General features: G+C 68.6%; 19 protein-coding genes. 12 read left to right on the plus strand and 7 right to left on the minus strand.

All coding sequences use genetic code 11. The annotated features are described in order from the left end of the window. Positions 1-116 precede the first annotated feature (116 nt). From EIK80_RS19500 to EIK80_RS19510, 3 genes are all read left to right on the plus strand, one after another. Entirely contained in the window at positions 117-392 is a 276-nt protein-coding gene (locus tag EIK80_RS19500; RefSeq protein ID WP_233586896.1) for a hypothetical protein, read from the plus strand. Beyond that, positions 389-1,345: an SIS domain-containing protein gene (locus EIK80_RS19505; protein ID WP_125158686.1), complete on the plus strand. Its 957-nt coding sequence runs from the start codon at positions 389-391 to the stop codon at positions 1,343-1,345. The genes EIK80_RS19500 and EIK80_RS19505 overlap by 4 nt, the downstream gene beginning before the upstream one ends. 98 nt (positions 1,346-1,443) lie before the next feature. Continuing rightward, positions 1,444-2,940, plus strand: a complete 1,497-nt coding sequence (locus EIK80_RS19510; RefSeq protein WP_125158687.1) for a phosphomannomutase/phosphoglucomutase — start codon at positions 1,444-1,446, stop codon at positions 2,938-2,940. Positions 2,941-3,137: 197 nt separating this feature from the next. On the opposite strand, the gene EIK80_RS26915 is transcribed toward EIK80_RS19510, so the two are convergent. Beyond that, positions 3,138-3,272: a hypothetical protein gene (locus tag EIK80_RS26915; protein WP_255414603.1), complete on the minus strand. Its 135-nt coding sequence runs from the start codon at positions 3,270-3,272 to the stop codon at positions 3,138-3,140. Between the two features lie 174 nt (positions 3,273-3,446). Between EIK80_RS26915 and EIK80_RS19515 the strand changes: the two genes are divergently transcribed. Genes EIK80_RS19515 through EIK80_RS19525 form a run of 3 tightly spaced genes read left to right on the plus strand, consistent with a single transcriptional unit; the run spans position 3,447 to position 5,851 of the window. After that, complete coding sequence (locus EIK80_RS19515; protein WP_125158688.1) at positions 3,447-3,884, plus strand: acetyltransferase; 438 nt, start codon at positions 3,447-3,449, stop codon at positions 3,882-3,884. 60 nt (positions 3,885-3,944) lie between these two features. Further along, the gene (locus tag EIK80_RS19520) at positions 3,945-5,222 is read left to right on the plus strand and encodes an amidohydrolase family protein (RefSeq protein WP_125158689.1); all 1,278 of its coding nucleotides are present in this window, start codon (positions 3,945-3,947) and stop codon (positions 5,220-5,222) included. Then, the gene (locus tag EIK80_RS19525) at positions 5,222-5,851 is read left to right on the plus strand and encodes a hypothetical protein (RefSeq protein WP_233586889.1); all 630 of its coding nucleotides are present in this window, start codon (positions 5,222-5,224) and stop codon (positions 5,849-5,851) included. The genes EIK80_RS19520 and EIK80_RS19525 overlap by 1 nt, the downstream gene beginning before the upstream one ends. 110 nt (positions 5,852-5,961) lie before the next feature. Here EIK80_RS19525 and EIK80_RS19530 read toward each other — a convergent pair whose 3' ends face one another. Beyond that, entirely contained in the window at positions 5,962-6,339 is a 378-nt protein-coding gene (locus EIK80_RS19530; RefSeq protein ID WP_125158690.1) for a response regulator, read from the minus strand. Between the two features lie 148 nt (positions 6,340-6,487). On the opposite strand from EIK80_RS19530, the gene EIK80_RS19535 reads away from it, so the two are divergent. Continuing rightward, entirely contained in the window at positions 6,488-7,390 is a 903-nt protein-coding gene (locus EIK80_RS19535) for a 5'-methylthioadenosine/S-adenosylhomocysteine nucleosidase (RefSeq protein WP_125158691.1), read from the plus strand. Positions 7,391-7,446: 56 nt separating this feature from the next. Then, complete coding sequence (locus EIK80_RS19540; protein ID WP_199743549.1) at positions 7,447-7,680, plus strand: CsbD family protein; 234 nt, start codon at positions 7,447-7,449, stop codon at positions 7,678-7,680. A gap of 8 nt (positions 7,681-7,688) precedes the next feature. Here the strand turns inward: EIK80_RS19540 and upp are convergent, their stop codons facing one another. Genes upp through EIK80_RS19555 form a run of 3 tightly spaced genes read right to left on the minus strand, consistent with a single transcriptional unit; the run spans position 7,689 to position 10,986 of the window. Then, complete coding sequence (gene upp, locus EIK80_RS19545; RefSeq protein WP_125158692.1) at positions 7,689-8,318, minus strand: uracil phosphoribosyltransferase; 630 nt, start codon at positions 8,316-8,318, stop codon at positions 7,689-7,691. Between the two features lie 32 nt (positions 8,319-8,350). Then, on the minus strand, positions 8,351-10,519 hold the full coding sequence (locus tag EIK80_RS19550) for a xanthine dehydrogenase family protein molybdopterin-binding subunit (RefSeq protein WP_125158693.1): 2,169 nt from the start codon (positions 10,517-10,519) through the stop codon (positions 8,351-8,353). 2 nt (positions 10,520-10,521) lie between these two features. After that, positions 10,522-10,986 carry a (2Fe-2S)-binding protein gene (locus EIK80_RS19555; protein WP_125158694.1) on the minus strand — a complete coding sequence of 155 codons (465 nt, stop codon included), beginning with the start codon at positions 10,984-10,986 and terminating at the stop codon, positions 10,522-10,524. Positions 10,987-11,276: 290 nt separating this feature from the next. On the opposite strand from EIK80_RS19555, the gene EIK80_RS19560 reads away from it, so the two are divergent. The 4 genes from EIK80_RS19560 (at position 11,277) to EIK80_RS19575 (ending at position 13,900) form a co-directional block, all read left to right on the plus strand. Then, complete coding sequence (locus EIK80_RS19560; RefSeq protein WP_125158695.1) at positions 11,277-11,846, plus strand: NUDIX hydrolase; 570 nt, start codon at positions 11,277-11,279, stop codon at positions 11,844-11,846. 79 nt (positions 11,847-11,925) lie between these two features. Further along, positions 11,926-12,651: an endonuclease III gene (gene nth / locus EIK80_RS19565; RefSeq protein WP_125158696.1), complete on the plus strand. Its 726-nt coding sequence runs from the start codon at positions 11,926-11,928 to the stop codon at positions 12,649-12,651. A 31-nt stretch (positions 12,652-12,682) separates the two neighbouring features. Further along, a complete protein-coding gene (locus EIK80_RS19570; protein WP_125158697.1) occupies positions 12,683-13,396 on the plus strand; it encodes a DUF72 domain-containing protein in 714 nt (237 codons plus the stop codon). 90 nt (positions 13,397-13,486) lie between these two features. Then, positions 13,487-13,900: a hypothetical protein gene (locus tag EIK80_RS19575; protein ID WP_125158698.1), complete on the plus strand. Its 414-nt coding sequence runs from the start codon at positions 13,487-13,489 to the stop codon at positions 13,898-13,900. Here EIK80_RS19575 and EIK80_RS19580 read toward each other — a convergent pair. Next, positions 13,897-14,880, minus strand: coding sequence for a M15 family metallopeptidase (locus EIK80_RS19580; protein ID WP_125158699.1), 984 nt, complete (start codon positions 14,878-14,880; stop codon positions 13,897-13,899). The two genes, EIK80_RS19575 and EIK80_RS19580, sit on opposite strands and share 4 nt — an antisense overlap. A gap of 16 nt (positions 14,881-14,896) precedes the next feature. Then, on the minus strand, positions 14,897-16,393 hold the full coding sequence (locus EIK80_RS19585) for a CoA-acylating methylmalonate-semialdehyde dehydrogenase (RefSeq protein ID WP_125158700.1): 1,497 nt from the start codon (positions 16,391-16,393) through the stop codon (positions 14,897-14,899). Positions 16,394-16,419: the final 26 nt, after the last annotated feature.

Raw genomic sequence — 16,419 nt, forward strand, 5'->3', positions numbered from 1 at the left:
CTCCGCGGCCGCAGCGTCAAGCGCGGAGCACGGCGCGATACGTGCGCGTCCCCGCTCTTCCCCCTCCCCCGCGCCGCGCCGCATGCTATAGGCGGGCCATGCCTGATCGCATTTTCATGCCGCTGATGGGACTGGTCGCCGCCGCGCTGATCGCCCTCTCCCTCGTCTGGCCCCAAGGCCAGGGCGACCGTTCCTGGGGTCCGTTCGGCCACACGCCCGTACAGCAGACGCCGGAGATGAAGGCCCGGATCCAGAAGGAAAAGGACGCCGCGATGCGTCGCGACCAGGCGGCCAAGAAGGCCGTCGAGGCCGTGGGCCAGATGCCGTCCGAGGCGCCGCCGCCCGCTCCGCCCCAAGCCCCCGCCCCGGCCCCGGCCCCGGCCCCGCAATGAGCGCTTTCGACGCCGTCGCGGTCGGCCGTCGCGTGCTGAGCACGGAGGCCGACGCGCTCAACACCCTGGCCGAGTCGCTGGGCGACACCTTCGTCCGCGCGGTCGAGGCCGTGTTCGACGCCAAGGGACGGGTCGTCTGCACCGGCATGGGCAAGTCCGGTCACGTCGCGCGCAAGATCGCCGCCACCCTGGCCTCGACCGGCACCTCGGCCATGTTCGTCCATCCGGCCGAGGCCAGCCACGGCGACCTCGGCATGATCGGTCCCGACGACGTGATCCTGGCCCTGTCGAAGTCCGGCGCGGGGCGCGAGCTTTCCGACACCCTGGCCTACGCCAAGCGTTTCTCGATCCCACTGGTGGCCATGACCGCCGTGGCCGACAGCCCGCTGGGCCAGGCAGCCGACATCCTGCTGCTGCTGCCTGACTCGCCGGAGGCGACGGCCGAGGTCAATGCGCCGACCACGTCGACGACCCTGCAGATCGCCCTGGGCGACGCCCTGGCCGTGGCCCTGCTGGAACGGCGCGGCTTCACGGCCAGCGACTTCCGCGTCTTCCACCCGGGCGGCAAGCTGGGCGCGATGCTGCGCACCGTGGCCGACCTGATGCATGGGCAGGACGAGCTCCCCTTGGTGAGCGTCGACGCGGCCATGCCCGACGCCCTGCTGGTGATGAGCGAGAAGCGCTTCGGGGCGGTCGGCGTCGTCGACGGCGCGGGCCTGTTGACCGGCCTGATCACCGACGGCGACCTGCGCCGGCACATGGACGGGCTGCTTCAGCACACGGCCGGCCAGGTCATGACTCGGGATCCTCTGACCATCGCCTCCGGCGCCCTGGCCGCCGAGGCGCTGAAGGTCATGAACGAGCGCCGGATCACCGTGCTGTTCGTCGTCGACGCTGGACGCCCCGTCGGCGTGCTGCATGTTCACGACCTGCTCCGAGCCGGCGTGATCTAGGTCACATTCGACTTTATCGAACTTTGTCATGTGAACGCGCTAGTCGCCCGGCGTCCGGGCGGCTACAGCCACATCACCTTAACTGAAACGAGCTTTCGATGTTCTCCGCGCCGCGCTCCGACCTCGTCCCGAATACCGCCGCCTACGAGAACGAGCCGCTGGTCAAGGCGACTGGCTTTCGCGAGTACGACGCGCGCTGGCTGTTCGGACCCGAGATCAACCTGCTGGGCGTCCAGGCGCTGGGCCTGGGCCTGGGGACCTACATCCACGAGCTGGGCCAGTCGAAGATCGTGGTCGGCCACGACTTCCGCTCCTATTCGACCTCGATCAAGAACGCCCTGATCCTGGGCCTGATCAGCGCCGGCTGCGAGGTGCACGACATCGGTCTGGCCCTCTCGCCCACCGCCTATTTCGCCCAGTTCGACCTCGACATCCCGTGCGTGGCCATGGTCACGGCCAGCCACAACGAGAACGGCTGGACCGGCGTGAAGATGGGCGCCCAGAAGCCGCTGACCTTCGGCCCAGACGAAATGAGCCGCCTGAAGGACATCGTGCTGAACGCCAAGTTCGTCGAGCGCGACGGCGGCAAGCTGATCCGTGTTCAGGGCGAGGCTCAGCGCTATATCGACGACGTCGCCAAGCGCGCCAGCATCACCCGCCCCCTGAAGGTGATCGCCGCCTGCGGCAACGGCACGGCCGGCGCCTTCGTGGTCGAGGCCCTGCAGAAGATGGGCGTGGCCGAGGTCGTGCCGATGGACACCGACCTCGACTTCACCTTCCCCAAGTACAATCCCAACCCCGAAGACGCCGAGATGCTGCACGCGATGGCCCACGCCGTGCGCGAGGAGAAGGCGGATCTGGCGTTCGGCTTCGACGGCGACGGCGACCGCTGCGGCGTGGTCGACGACGAGGGCGAGGAGATCTTCGCCGACAAGATCGGCCTGATGCTGGCCCGCGACCTGGCCCCGCTGCATCCGGGCGCGACCTTCGTGGTCGACGTCAAGTCGACGGGCCTCTACGCCACCGACCCGATCCTGGCCGCCCATGGCTGCAAGGTGATCTACTGGAAGACCGGCCACAGCTACATCAAGCGCAAGAGCGCCGAGCTGGGGGCCCTGGCCGGCTTCGAGAAGAGCGGCCACTTCTTCATGAACGGCGAGCTGGGCTACGGCTACGACTGCGGCCTGACGGCGGCGGCGGCCATCCTGGCCATGCTGGATCGCAACCCGGGCCTGAAGCTGTCGGATATGCGCAAGGCCCTGCCGGTGGCCTTCACCTCGCTGACCATGAGCCCGCACTGCGGCGACGAGGTGAAATACGGCGTCGTCGCCGACGTGGTGAAGGAATATGAGGACCTGTTCGCCGCCGGCGGTTCGATCCTGGGCCGCAAGATCACCGAGGTGATCACGGTCAACGGCGTGCGCGTCCACCTGGAAGACGGCTCGTGGGTGCTGGTCCGCGCCTCGTCGAACAAGCCGGAGGTCGTGGTCGTGGTCGAGAGCACCCGGTCCGAGGACGACATGCGCGCCCTCTTCCGCGAGGAAGTGAAGCCCCGGCTGGGCGACCGCGTCGGCAAGTACAATCAGGAGATCTGAGCCGGCGCGCCGGGCCCAAAGCAAAAGGGCCGGCGTGAAAGCGCCGGCCCTTTCGTCATTTGGCTCCGCCCTGGATCAAGACGTCTTGGTGCCTCGTTGAGCGACCGTATCCACGCGCTTCAGGGGCGGCGGGCCGCCAGTCGAGCGGGGATCGTTCAATCCGCGCAGCGGCGAAGGCAGGGTTCCCGTATAGGTTTTCATCGCGGCGTCGCCTTGGACGGGCGGTAGGGCGCGCGGGCGCGGCTGGGCGCCACGGTGAAAAGGCGGAAAACAGGAAGCATCATCGCCGCGGCGATCACGCAGGCGGCCGAAAGCTGGAAAAGCCAGTCCATTTGGAGAATCTCAAGCGCCGCCAAGCCCGAGCGTTGACCGCGACGCGGTTCGCTCCCGACGGCGACTGACCTTCATATGGGGGGCCATGGCCGAGTTTATCAGGGGCGCCGCGAAATATGCCGGGGCAGGCCGATCGACTGGCGCGGAAAGCGGCGACGGGTTAGGTCACCGCCATGATCAAGCTCCGCCCCTCGCGCCCGGAAGACGGCGCCCGCGTCGTCGAGATCTGGGCCGCCGCCGTCGACGCCACCCATGATTTCCTGTCTCCCGAGGACCGCGCCGCGATCGGCCGCGAGGTCGAGGGCTTCCTGCCCTACGCGTCGATGACGCTGGCCGTCGACGACCGCGATCGACCGCTGGGCTTCATGCTGGTCGTCGACGGCCAGATGGAGGCCTTGTTCATCGATCCCCAGCATCGCGGGGCCGGCGTCGGCGCCATGTTGATCGACTATGCCCTGGCGGTTCACCCGGTCCTGACCACCGACGTCAACGAGCAGAATGCCCAGGCCGTCGGCTTCTACGAGCACATGGGCTTCGAACGGATCGGCTGGTCGGCGACCGATGGCCAGGGCCGCCCCTACCCGCTGATCCATCTGCGCTTTGGCGTCTGATCACTTTGGTGGTTGGGGCGATTTCGGCTTAGCTGCATGACGTCAAACACGAGTCGTCCCATGCGCCGTCTGCTCACCGCCCTTGCCCTGATCCTGGCGCCCGGCCTCGCGCTCGCCGCCCAGCCCGTGCTGCTCAGGCCCGCCCGGGTCTGGACGGCCGAGAACGCCGGCCCGCCGCGCGAGGGCTGGGCCGTGCTGGTCAAGGACGGCAAGATCGCCGCCGTGGGCCCCGCCGCCCAGATCGACGCCGCGGGCGCGGAGATCGTCGACCTGCCCGGCGCAACCCTGATCCCCGGCCTGATGGACCTGCACAGTCACCTCTTCCTGCACCCCTATAACGAGACCCTGTGGGACGATCAGGTGCTGAAGGAGACGCCGACCTACCGCGCGCTGCGGGCGGCAGTGCAGGCCAAGGCGACGCTTGAGGCCGGGTTCACGACGCTGCGCGACCTCGGGACCGAGGGCGTCGGCGCGGCTGACGTTCCGTTGCGCAAGGCGATCAACGACGGCCTGATCCCGGGTCCGCGCCTGTTCGTGGCGACCAAGGCGATCGTGGCCACCGGCTCGTACGGCCCGGCCCGCAAGAACTACAATCCCGAAGCCGACCTGCCCCAGGGCGCGCAGGAAGCCAGCGGCGTGGCCGAAGTGGTCAAGGCCGTCCGCGAGCAGGCCGGCGCCGGGGCGGACTGGATCAAGGTCTACGCCGACTACCGCGTCGGACCCGATGGCTCCACGCAGCCGACCTTCTCGATCGAGGAGCTGAAGGCCCTGGTCGACGCGGCCCATTCCAGCGGTCGGCCGGTCTCGGCCCACGCCTCCAGCGACGAAGGCATGCGCCGCGCGATCGTGGCGGGCGTCGACACCATCGAGCACGGCTATGGCGGCAGCGACGCCACCTTCAAGCTGATGGCCGAAAAGGGTGTGGTGTTCTTCCCGACCCTGACGGCGGTCGAGAGCACCTCGACCTATTTCGGCGGCTATGTCGCCGGCAAGACCCCGCCGACGGCGGCCATGGTCAATGCCGAACGCGCCTTCAAGCTGGCGGTGAAGAACGGCGTCACCATCGGCATGGGCAGCGACGTCGGCGTCTTCCGGCATGGCGACAACGCCCGCGAGCTGGTCTGGCTGGTCAAGGAAGGCATGAGCCCCGCCCAGGCCCTGCTGGCCGCCACGGCGGTCGACGCCAAGGTGCTGGGCCGCGCGGGCGACCTCGGCCAGCTGAAGCCCGGCTACCTCGCCGACATCGTGGCGGTGAAGGGCGATCCGACCCGGATGATCGAGGCGACACAGGACGTCGTCTTCGTCATGAAGGGCGGCCAGGTCGTGCGGCGGCCGTGATGCGAGCGGCCCCTGTACTCGCGCTGCTCGTCCTGGCCGGCCCGGCCTTCGCGCAGGGCGATCCGGGAACGCTGCAGCAGCACGACACCTTCCGCGACGCCGCCACCGCGCCGCTGGAAGACCTGAACCTCAAGCGGAAGCCGATCCCGCCGGTTTTGGCCCGGGCGGTGACCGATCCCTACGACCTGACCGGCCTGACCCGCTGCGAGCCGATCGCCGCCGAGATCGGCCGGCTGGACGCGGCCCTGGGCCCCGACCTCGATGAGGCCCCGCCGCCCGACGACCGCTCGCGCGGCAAGAAGGTCGCCGACGCCGCCTATGGCGCGGGCGTGGCCGGGGTGCGCGACACGACCCACGACCTGCTGCCGTTTCGCGGCTGGATCCGCCGCCTGACGGGCGCGGCCAAGCACGACAAGGCCATCGCCAAGGCCATCCAGTCCGGCGGCGTGCGACGCGGCTATCTGAAGGGCGTCGGCATGCGGATGAACTGCGCCCCGCCGGCCGCGCCAAGCTGGTTCGTACCGGTCGATATCAAGCCCCCGCCTCCGCCCAGGCCCGTCAGCGTGTTCGAGAACTTCCTGGCGTGGTGCGGCGAGGTCGTGGCGTGGCTGAAGAGCCTGATCGGCTGACCTCAGAGCGTGGCAGCCGAAAGTGTGAGCGGTTTCGGCGCCCGCCACGCTCCAGATGCTTGAGATAGAGCCTGTCCGTTTCTGATGATTCCATCAGAAACGGACAGGCTCTAGGCGGACTCCAGCATCGCCAGCACTTCGGCGACCAGCTTGGGACCGTCGAACGGCTTCATCACATAGCCCTTGGCGCCCAGCTGCATGGCCTGGACGATGCGGTCCAGGCGGCCGTCGCCGGTCAGCATCAGCACCGGGATGTCGGCGTTTTCGGACTCCTTCAGCGCCTTCAAGGCGTCGAGGCCGCTCTGGCCGGGGATGCGCACGTCCAGCAGGATGGCGTCGGGCCGGCGCGCCGGGACCGCCGCCATCAGCCGGTCGGCGGCCGGAAAACCCACGACCTCCAGCCCGTCGCGGGCCAGATAGGCCTCGACCAGCTCGAGCGTCGCCTCGTCGTCGTCGGCGACATAGATCAGAGGAACGCGTCTGGACATCGAGCCAACGGCCTACGCGGTTTCGGACATTTCTTAAAGACTTCCCGTTTCACGATCACAATTCAAATGATGACCGCCGAATAGGCTTCCGCCCTTGGGGCCCGGCGGCTGGGACGCTAAGCAGAAGCTGTTCCGCCTCGGAGTCGCCATGCGCTTACCCGCCCTCGTCCTGGCCTGCCTGTTCCTCGTCGTCTCGCCCGCCTTGGCGCAGAGATTGGACGAGACCCCGCGCGTGGCGGTGATCTCGGCCTTCCCGCCCGAGATCGGAGCGCTTAACGCCGCGACCAGCGAGCAGAAGACCTTCGACGTCCACGGCGTCCGGTTCACGACGGGTCAGCTCGAGGGCAAGCCGGTCGTGGTGTTCCTCAGCGGCGTCTCGATGGTCAACGCCGCCATGACCACCCAGATGGCGCTGGACCGCTTCAACATCACCCGCATCGTCTTCTCCGGCATCGCCGGCGGCGTCGACGAGGGTCTGGACATCGGCGACGTGGTGGTCGCCGACCAGTGGGCTCAGAACCTGGAAAGCGCCTTCGCCCGCGAAACGGACAAGGGTTTCGAAGTCTCGGACAGCATCCGCAACAGCCCGCTGGCCAACTACGGCATGATCTATCCGCGCGCGATCATCCTGCCGGGGACCGACCTGTCGGCGCCGGCCCGCGTCTGGTTCCCGGCCGATCCGGCCCTGCTGGCCACCGCCCGCCAGGTCGCCGCCGATGTCGCCCTGCAGCGCTGCGCCGTCGACAAGTGCCTGGTCCATCCGCCCAAGGTGGTGGTCGGCGGAAATGGCGTGTCAGCCCCGGTGTTCCTCGACAACGCCGGTTACCGCAAATATCTGCGCTCCACCTTCGAGGCCCGCGTCGTGGATATGGAAAGCGCCGCCGTCGCCCACGTGGCCCTGGTCAACGCGACCCCGTTCATCGCTTTCCGCAGCCTGTCGGACCTTGCCGGCGGCGGCGCGGGCGCCAACGAGATGCACACCTTCATGGCCCTGGCCTCGGACAATTCCGCGACCGTGGTGAAGGCCTTCGTCAAGGCGCTGCCGAACTAGGCCCGGATCGCTAGGGCTCCGTTTGCGTTCCTTGCGGACAACACGGAGCTTTACCCATGACCCTGCAACGTCCCCTCGCCTTCGCCCTGGCCTCGATGATCGCGCTGACGACCTTGAGCGCCTGCGACAAGGAAGCCGGCCGCAAGCAGGAGACGATCGGCAAGGTCGAGTCCGGCGTCGGCAAGGTCGTCGGCGACAAGGACCTGAAGAACGAAGGCAAGAAGGACAAGGTCGCCGGCAACCTGAAGCAGGGCGAGCTGAAGGACGCCGTCAAGGACGCCAAGAAATAGGAGCGGGACTACCGCGTGCCAAACGTCCGGTCGCCGGCGTCACCCAGGCCCGGCACGATGTAGCCGTGCTCGTTCAGGGTCGCGTCGATCGCCGCCGTCCAGATCGGCACGTCGGGGTGCGCGGCCCGCAGCGCCTCGACGCCGGGTTGGGCCGCCAACAGGCACACAAAGCGCAGATTGGCGACGCCGGCGGCCTTCAGCCGCGAGATCGCCGCGATGGCCGAATGGCCCGTGGCCAGCATCGGGTCGACGACGATGACCAGGCGGCCGGCGATGTCTTCCGGCGCCTTGAAATAGTACTCGACCGCCTCGAGCGTTTCGTGATCGCGATAGAGGCCGATATGGGCCACGCGCGCCGAGGGCACGAGGTCCAGCATCCCCTCGCACATTCCCAGGCCCGCGCGCAGGATGGGCGCGAAGACCAGCTTCTTGCCGGCGATCTCATAGGCCGTGGTCGGGGCGACCGGGGTCTCGATCTGAACCGCGTCCATCGGCAGGTCGCGGGTGATCTCATAGCAGATCAGGGTCGCGACCTCGCGCATCAGGGCCCGGAAGGTCTTCGTCGAGGTCCGCTTGTCCCGCATCTTGGTCAGCTTGTGCTGGACGAGCGGGTGGCTGACGACGGTGACCTGGGACATGAAGGCGCTCGCTTGAAGAGTATCTCCCGGTCCTAGGCCAGTTGGTCGCCGATCGGCAAGCTGCGGATGCGCTTGCCCGTGGCGGCGAAGATGGCGTTGCACAGCGCCGCCGGGGTCGGCGGATAGGCCGGCTCGCCCAGGCCCGTCGGATTGTTGTCCGACAGCTTGAAGTGCACCTCGACGTCCGGCGCGTCTGCCATCCGCAGCAGCGGGAAGGTGTTGAAATTGCCCTGCTTGGCCGCGCCGTTCTCGAAGGTGATCTCCTGGCGCAGGGTCGAGCCGATGGCGTCGAGGATCGAGCCCTGCATCTGCTGCTCGGCTCCGTTCGGATTGACGATCTGCCGGCCGACGTCGGCGGCCGCCCAGACCTTTTCGATCTTCAGCGCGCCATCCTTGACCGTCACCTGCATGACCACCGCCACATAGCCCAGGTGGCTGTAGTGGCAGGCCAAACCCAGGCCCGAGCCCTTGGGCAGCGCGCGGCCCCAGCCGGACTTTTCGGCCACGAGGTCCAGCACGCCGCGCATACGGCCGGTGTGGAAGCTGTCGCCCTTGCCCGGCTCGCCCAGCAGGCGCGGCTCGCCCAGGAGTTCGCGACGGAACGCGACCGGGTCCTTGCCCGCCGCGACGGCCAGTTCGTCGGTGAAGCTCTGCAGCACGAAGCCGAAGGCGTTGTTGCCCGGCGCCCGCAGCGGCCCGGTCGGCACGCCCAGCGGCATGACCGAGACGTCGACGCGGTAGTTGTCGACCGCCCGGCACGGGAACTGGGTGGCGTTGAAGCCGCAGCTGGGCGCGAACTTGTCGCCCTCGCCGAAGCTGACGAAGTGGTCCTTCCAGGCCGTGACCTTGCCCGAGGCGTCGAGGCCGGCGGTGAGGTTGTGCCAGGCGCCCGGACGGTAGAAGTCGTGGCGCGTGTCGTCCTCGCGCGTCCAGATCAGCTTGACCGGCGCGCCGGCCTTGGCGGCGATCGCCGCGGCCTCGACCATGTAGTCGTTGTTCAGCCGCCGGCCGAAACCGCCGCCGCCGCGCACCAGGTGGATGGTGATCGCCTCTTCCGGCACGTTCAGGGCGGCCGCGACCAGCTTGCGTCCCGGCTCGGGGTTCTGGGTCGGAGCCCAGATCTCGACCTTGCCGTCCTTGACGCTGGCCGTGCAGTTCTGCGGCTCCAGCGGCGCGTGGGCGATGAAGGGATAGCTATAGGTCGCCGCCACGACCTTGGCCGCGCTCTTCAAGGCTGTGTCGACATCCCCGTCCGAGCGGTCCGTGCGCTGTGGCGGGGCCTTGGCCAGCTCGGCGGCCTTGGCGGCGAAGCCGGCGCTGGACTGGGCGGCGGTGGGGTGCTCGGCCCACTGGATCTCCAGCGCATTGCGGCCCTTGCGCGCCGCCCACCAGCTGTCTGCCACCACCGCCACGCCGGGCAGCAGGCCATTGAGGTTGGTCCCGCCCTCGATGACGAAGGCGTCGCGCACGCCCTTCACCGCCTTGGCCGGGGCCAGATCGACGCTGGCCACCTTGGCCCCATAGACCGGCGCCTTGACGAAGGTGGCGAACAGCATGCCCGGCACGACCACGTCGATCCCGTACAGCGGCTGGCCCGTGGTGATGGCGTCGAGGTTCTGGCTTTTATGGCTCTGGCCGATGATCCGGAAGGCTTTCGGATCCTTCAGGACCAAGGTCTTTGGATCGGGCGGGGTAAGAGCGGCGGCGGCTTCCGCCAGTTCGCCATAGGACGCGCGGTTCTTGCCCGAGACGACGAAGCCCGGCTCGGTCTCGCAGCTATCGACCGGAACGTTCCAGCGCGTGGCGGCGGCCTGGATCAGCAGCGCCCGCACGGTCGCGCCGACGCGGCGCAGGCCGTCATATTCCAGGGTCGTGGCCATGCTGCCGCCGGCCACCTGCCGGCCGTAGACCTTGGCGTCGGCCAGGGCCTGCTCGACGGTCACGGCCGACCACTCCACGTCCAGCTCTTCGGCGATCAGCATCGGCAGGGCCGTCTTGATGCCCTGCCCGACCTCCGGGACCTTCGAAGCGATCGTCACCTTGCCGTCCGGGGCGATGCGGACATAGGCGTTGATCCGCTTGGCTTCGACCGCATTCCCCTCGGCGGCCATGGTGAAGCTCAGCAGCAGGCCGCCGCCGGCGGCCGCGCCGCTCTTCAGGACGAAGCGGCGTGTCGGATCGCGCAGGAGTTCGCCGTCCATGATCAGACCTCCACCTGGCCGGACGCGGCCTTGATCGCCTTCTTGACCCGCAGATAGGTCGCGCAGCGGCAGAGGTTGCCATTCATCGCGGCCTCGATCTCGGCGTCGGTCGGCTTGGGCTTGGCGGTCAGCAGGGCCGTGGCCGACATGATCTGCCCGGCCTGGCAGTAGCCGCACTGCGGAACGTCGATCGCTTTCCAGGCCTCCTGGACCTTGGCCCCGGCCGGGGTCTTGCCGACGCCCTCGACGGTGGTGACGGCGCGCGCCCCGACCCGGCTGACCGGCGTGACGCAGGCGCGGACCGGCGCGCCATTCAGGTGCACCGTACAGGCGCCGCACAGCGCCGCGCCGCAGCCGAACTTGGCTCCAACCAGACCCAGCGTGTCGCGCAGCACCCACAGCAGTGGGGTGTCGCCATCGACATCGGCTGTCCGGGTTTCTCCATTGACGGTCAGCGTGAAGGCCATGACGCGGCTCCGATCCGGATTGAACGGGCGCGATCCTGCCTGAGGCATGCTCCGCACGCGAGCCCGCACCGCCAAAATACCGAACGAATTTGACACCCGTCCACGCCCGTGGTTTTCCCTCGCCCCCGGGGAATCGATCCGTTTACAGATGATATTCGCCGGAGCGGCTCCGCGCCCGGCGCGCGAGCGAGTTGTCGCACCGAGGTTCAACGCGACGACTCGGGCGACAGCAGCCATTATTCTGCGGGTCCGGCGGACCACGCGGTTCGCGGACTTGGGATTGGGGTGACGTGGCGAGGTCGAGCGGCAAGGCGGGAACAGGCAAGCCAGGCGGCGGTGGCGGCAAGCGCCGCCAGGTCGCGGCCCTGCCCTGGCGGGGCGAGGGCGAGGCCCTGCGCGTCCTGCTGGTCTCGTCGCGCGAGACCCGCCGCTGGGTGATCCCCAAGGGCTGGCCGATGAAGGACAAGGCCGACGCCGCCGCCGCCGCCCAGGAAGCCTATGAGGAGGCCGGCGTGGTGGGCGTGATCGCCGAACAGCCGATCGGCGAGTACGAGTACCTCAAGAAGCTGAAGAGCGGCGCGGCGCGGCTGGTAAAGGTCGACGTCTATCCGCTGGAGGTCACTACCGAGCTCCAGAGTTGGCCGGAAAAGGGCCAGCGCACCTTGGACTGGATGACCCCGGTCGAGGCCGCCCTCGCCGTCCAGGAACCGGCGTTGCGCGCGTTGATCGCCCGCTTCGTCGGCATCGCCTTGCCCGAGGAGGAACGTCCGGCGCTCGACCCGGCGCCGACGCCCGCGCGCGTCGCCTTCCAGCGTCTGCGCCGTCGGGTGACGGCGTTGTGGGGCCGCTACCGCCCCTGATCCGACCAAACAAACGCCTGTGGACAACGCCGCTCGGCGCGCATAATGTTCCCATTATGTTCTCATTCGGCGAGGTTCGATGCAGCTGTCCCTAGGCCTGGCCCGGTCGCCGCTGGAAAGCGTGCGCGACGCCCTGCTCTGCGAGTTCGGTCCGCAGCGACCCGTGGCGCGCATGGATCCGATCTCGCAGTTGGTGAAGTCGTCGATCAGCGGCCGCACCCAGGACGCCGTCTCATGGGCCGCCTTCCTGCGCCTGCGGGCCGAGTTCAGGTGCTGGGAGGACCTGGCCCAGGCGCCGGTCGCGGCCGTGGCGCGGATCATCGACGACGTCGCCTTCCCCGCCGACAAAGCCCGCCACCTGACCACCGCCCTGAAGATGATCGAGGCCAAGGTCGGCTGGCTGTCGCTGAACCACCTGAAGACCCTGGAGGTCGATCAAGCCCGCTGGGAGCTGCAGGTGCTGCCCGGCGTCGGCGTCAAGGTCGCCGCCTGCGTGCTGAACTTCAGCGAGCTGGCCATGCGCAGCCTGGTGGTCGACACCCATGTCCACCGCGTGGCCAAGCGCGTCGGCCTGGTCGGCGCGGGCGACACGACCCACGCCTACCACGCGCTGATGGCCCAGGCGCCGGACACATGGACCGCGGACGACCTCTTTGAGCTGCACTGGCTGCTGAAGCGGGGCCTGGGCCAGATGCTGTGCCCGCACGAAGGCCCCAAGTGCGGAGCGTGCCCCATCAAGTCGATCTGCGCCAAGGCCGGCGTCGGCCATAGCGCCGACGTCCTGGCCTGGCGACCGCGGGACTGAACCGGAGCGGCGCTTCGCGCGCTGATCCGGCATGACCATCCGCATCGGCACGGCCGGCTGGAGCTTTCCGCGCGACCTCGACTTCCCGGCCGAGGGAACGGGGCTGGAGCGCTACGCGACGCGGTTCGATTGCGTGGAGATCAACAGCGCATTCTACCGTCCCCATCAGCGCAAAACCTACGAACGTTGGGCCGCTGCGACGCCGGACGGCTTCCGGTTCGCGGTGAAGGTTCCGAAGACCATCACGCACGAGCGGCGGCTGGTCGGGATCGAGGATCTGCTGGCGCGGTTCCTCGACGAGACCGACGGCCTGGGCGGCAAGCGCGGGCCGCTGCTGGCGCAGCTGCCGCCCAGCCTGAGGTTCGAGGCCGAGCGGGCCGGCATGTTCCTGGAGACCTGGCGCGCACAGACCGATGCTCCGACCGTGCTGGAGCCCCGTCACGCGACCTGGTTTGAAGCGACGGCGGACCGGATGTTGGCCGACTCTCAGGTCGCCCGCGTCGCAGCGGATCCAGCCATCGTTCCGATGGCCGCCGAGCCTGGGGGCTGGCGCGGACTGACCTATCGCCGCCTGCATGGCTCGCCGGTGATCTACGAAAGCGCCTATGCGCCCGCCGCGTTGGAAGGTCTGGCGGCGCGACTGGCCGAGGAGCCCGAAACCTGGTGCGTCTTCGACAACACCAAGTTCGGCGCGGCGACGCGCGACGCCTTGTCGATCAAATGCATCCTGTCACCCCGGCCATAGCGGAGCGGAGAGTCAGGCCTCACACCGCCGCTTGCCCCTGGGTCGCCGATGGCGCTACGCGCTTGTCGGACGACACGCAGAGGAAACTCGATGCCCGCTCTCGACCCCGCCATGATGGCCGCGCCCGAAGCCCTGGCCCGCTTCCTCGAAACTGGCGACGAAGCTCTGCTCGACGGCGTCTTCTCCACCGGCGACGTCACCATTCTGGAGAACTTCCCGCCGCACATCTTCCACGGCCAGGCGGGCCTGGCCCTCTGGCGCGCCACGATGGCCAAGCATGTCGGCGCTATCGGCGACCTGCGTCACACGTTCGGGCGGCCTCAGGATTTCGGAGTCACGGGCGACCTCATCCACTTCACCCTGCCCACGCGCTGGAGCGGCGTGCGCGACGGCGCGCCGTTCAAGGAGCTGGGCGGCTGGACCTTCGTACAGGTCCGCGAGGACGACCGCTGGCGGATCCGCTCATACGGCTGGGCCGTCGTCGAATTCGCCTGGGAGGCCTAAGCGCCCGCCGCCAGCTCCGTGAAGGTCTTCGTCCCGATCGGGTAGCGGCCATAGTCTTTGAAGTCGAAGTGCCACCACTCCTCGGGGTAGACGGCGAAACCCTCGGCCTCCATCGCCTGACGCAGGATCGCGCGCCGGGCTCGCTGCGCCGTCGTACCGCCCACGAAGTCGGCATAGGATCGCGTCGAGAACTCGTCGTATAGGCCGGGCATTTCGACGGCCTTGCCGGTCTTGAGGTCGTAGAGGGTCAGGTCGACCGCGCAGCCGCGATTGTGGCGCGAACCCTGCGCCGGATCGGCGACGAACACATGGTCCTCCGGCGGCGTCGCCTCCCAGAACATCCAGGTCACGTACCAGGGACGGTAGGCGTCGTGGATCAGCAGGCCATAGCCCTGGGCCGCCAGCGCCTTGTGGATTCGCCCCACGGCTTCCGCGGCCGGTCGCTGCAGGTAGGCGGCGGGCTTCTCGTAGAGCGGGATGCCCATGAAGTTGTCCGATCCGGCATAGCGGATGTCGAGCTTGATACCAGGATCGATGGCGGTCACGTCGACCAGATCGGACGGCAAGCGCTCGCCCGGCTCGACCGGCGGCGTCGCGGCCAGGGCGCGCCGGCGCAGGGCGATCGGATCAGCGCGCACGGCCCTGTGGATCCGCTCGCGCGTCTCGGCCCCAAAGTCGTGGAAGGCCAGGGTCCTGCCGTCCAGGCGCGCCGCGCCCCTCTCCAGCACGAGCTGGCCGCCGCCCGCGATGGCGTAGCGACCACCGCCCCAAGGCGTCAGCCGCGCGGACTTGAAGCCCTCGCCGTCGATATGCAGCGCCCCATCCTTCTCGAAGACGGTGAAGGGCGCGGCCTTGTCGCCGTACTGGCCGATGGCGGCCCACTCGGCCTTCGCCAAAAGGGGCGTCCGCGCCAAGGCGGCCGGGGCCAGGAGCCCGGCGAAGGCGATGGACAGCAAGGATCGTCGAACCAGACCGCTCATCACCGCCCCCTGAAAGTTACTTCATCGTCGGGATGACGAAGCTGCTGTCGCCTGCCTCGCCTTCCGGCCAGCGGGCGGTCACCGTCTTGACCTTGGTGTAGAACTTCACGCCCTCGACGCCGTGCTGGTTGGTGTCGCCGAACGCCGAGCGCTTCCAGCCGCCGAAGGTATGATAGGCGACCGGCACCGGAATCGGTACGTTGATCCCGACCATGCCGACATTGACGCTGGCGGCGAACTCGCGCGCGGCGCGGCCGTTGCGCGTGAAGATGGCGACGCCGTTGCCGTACTGATGCTCGGACGGCAGGGCCACGGCCTCCTCGAAGCTGTCGGCGCGGACGATCTGCAGCACCGGACCGAAGATCTCCTCCTGGTAGGTCTTCATGCCCTTCTTGACGCCGTCGAACAGCGACGGGCCGATGAAGAAGCCCTTTTCGAAGCCCTGCAGCTGGAAGTCGCGGCCGTCGACCACGAGTTCGGCGCCCTCTTCCTGGCCGATACGGATGTAGTCGGCGATCTTGTCACGATGCGCGGCGCTGACCACCGGGCCGTAGTGGGCGTCGAGGTCGGTGGAGACGCCGACCTTCAAGGTTCCGATCTCGGCGACCATGCGCTCGCGCAGCTCGTCGGCGGTTTTCTTGCCAACCGGCACCACCACCGGCAGGGCCATGCAGCGCTCGCCCGCCGACCCGAAGGCCGCGCCCGAGAGGTCTTTCACGACCTGGTCCATATCGGCGTCGGGCAGGACGATGCCATGGTTCTTGGCCCCGCCCATGGCCTGGACGCGTTTCCCGTGCGCCGTTCCGGTCTGGTAGACGTAAGAGGCGATGTCGGAGCTGCCGACGAAGCTGACCGCGCGGATCAGCGGATGGCTCAGGATGGCGTCGACGGCGCTCTTGTCGCCGTGGATGACGTTCAGCACGCCGGGTGGCGCGCCTGCCTCCATCATCAATTCGGCCAGCTTCACGGGCACGGTCGGGTCCTTCTCCGACGGCTTGAGGATGAAGCTGTTGCCCACCGCGATGCTGATGCCGAACATCCACATCGGGATCATGGCCGGGAAGTTGAACGGGGTGATGCCCGCGCAGACGCCCAGCGGCTGGCGCATCGAATAGACGTCGATGCCGGGACCCGCGCCCTCGGTGTATTCGCCCTTCAGGATATGCGGGATGCCGCAGGCGAACTCGATGACCTCGAGGCCGCGCTGGATGTCGCCCTTGGAGTCGGCGATGACCTTGCCGTGCTCGGACGACAGGATCTCGGCCAGGCTGTTCATGTCGCGCTCGATCAGGCGCTTGAACTCGAACATCACCCGGGCGCGGCGCTGCGGGTTGGTCGCCGCCCAGCCGATCTGCGCCTTGGCGGCGACCTGGACGGCGGCGTCGAGCTCGGCGTCGGTCGCGAACTGCACCCGCGCCTGGACCTCGCCGGTGTTGGGATTGAAAACGTCGCCGAAGCGGCCGGAGGCTCCGGTCAGGGTCTGACCGTTCACGAAATGGGCGATGTCTCGCATGATGCGCTCCCTAACGCTGTTTTGCG

Source organism: Caulobacter sp. 602-1, assembly GCF_003931565.1.
Lineage (GTDB): Bacteria > Pseudomonadota > Alphaproteobacteria > Caulobacterales > Caulobacteraceae > Caulobacter.

Excerpts from the sequence above, each read along its gene's own strand:
- EIK80_RS19535 (WP_125158691.1), top strand. The coding sequence starts at position 6,488 with ATGCGCTTACCCGCCCTCGTCCTGGCCTGCCTGTTCCTCGTCGTCTCG.
- EIK80_RS19550 (WP_125158693.1), bottom strand. The coding sequence starts at position 10,519 with ATGGACGGCGAACTCCTGCGCGATCCGACACGCCGCTTCGTCCTGAAG.
- EIK80_RS19500 (WP_233586896.1), top strand. The coding sequence starts at position 117 with ATGCCGCTGATGGGACTGGTCGCCGCCGCGCTGATCGCCCTCTCCCTC.
- EIK80_RS26915 (WP_255414603.1), bottom strand. The coding sequence starts at position 3,272 with ATGGACTGGCTTTTCCAGCTTTCGGCCGCCTGCGTGATCGCCGCGGCG.
- EIK80_RS19580 (WP_125158699.1), bottom strand. The coding sequence starts at position 14,880 with ATGAGCGGTCTGGTTCGACGATCCTTGCTGTCCATCGCCTTCGCCGGG.
- nth (WP_125158696.1), top strand. The coding sequence starts at position 11,926 with ATGCAGCTGTCCCTAGGCCTGGCCCGGTCGCCGCTGGAAAGCGTGCGC.
- EIK80_RS19585 (WP_125158700.1), bottom strand. The coding sequence starts at position 16,393 with ATGCGAGACATCGCCCATTTCGTGAACGGTCAGACCCTGACCGGAGCC.
- EIK80_RS19520 (WP_125158689.1), top strand. The coding sequence starts at position 3,945 with ATGCGCCGTCTGCTCACCGCCCTTGCCCTGATCCTGGCGCCCGGCCTC.
- EIK80_RS19575 (WP_125158698.1), top strand. The coding sequence starts at position 13,487 with ATGCCCGCTCTCGACCCCGCCATGATGGCCGCGCCCGAAGCCCTGGCC.
- EIK80_RS19510 (WP_125158687.1), top strand. The coding sequence starts at position 1,444 with ATGTTCTCCGCGCCGCGCTCCGACCTCGTCCCGAATACCGCCGCCTAC.
- EIK80_RS19530 (WP_125158690.1), bottom strand. The coding sequence starts at position 6,339 with ATGTCCAGACGCGTTCCTCTGATCTATGTCGCCGACGACGACGAGGCG.
- EIK80_RS19570 (WP_125158697.1), top strand. The coding sequence starts at position 12,683 with ATGACCATCCGCATCGGCACGGCCGGCTGGAGCTTTCCGCGCGACCTC.
- EIK80_RS19515 (WP_125158688.1), top strand. The coding sequence starts at position 3,447 with ATGATCAAGCTCCGCCCCTCGCGCCCGGAAGACGGCGCCCGCGTCGTC.
- EIK80_RS19540 (WP_199743549.1), top strand. The coding sequence starts at position 7,447 with ATGACCCTGCAACGTCCCCTCGCCTTCGCCCTGGCCTCGATGATCGCG.
- EIK80_RS19525 (WP_233586889.1), top strand. The coding sequence starts at position 5,222 with ATGCGAGCGGCCCCTGTACTCGCGCTGCTCGTCCTGGCCGGCCCGGCC.
- upp (WP_125158692.1), bottom strand. The coding sequence starts at position 8,318 with ATGTCCCAGGTCACCGTCGTCAGCCACCCGCTCGTCCAGCACAAGCTG.
- EIK80_RS19505 (WP_125158686.1), top strand. The coding sequence starts at position 389 with ATGAGCGCTTTCGACGCCGTCGCGGTCGGCCGTCGCGTGCTGAGCACG.
- EIK80_RS19555 (WP_125158694.1), bottom strand. The coding sequence starts at position 10,986 with ATGGCCTTCACGCTGACCGTCAATGGAGAAACCCGGACAGCCGATGTC.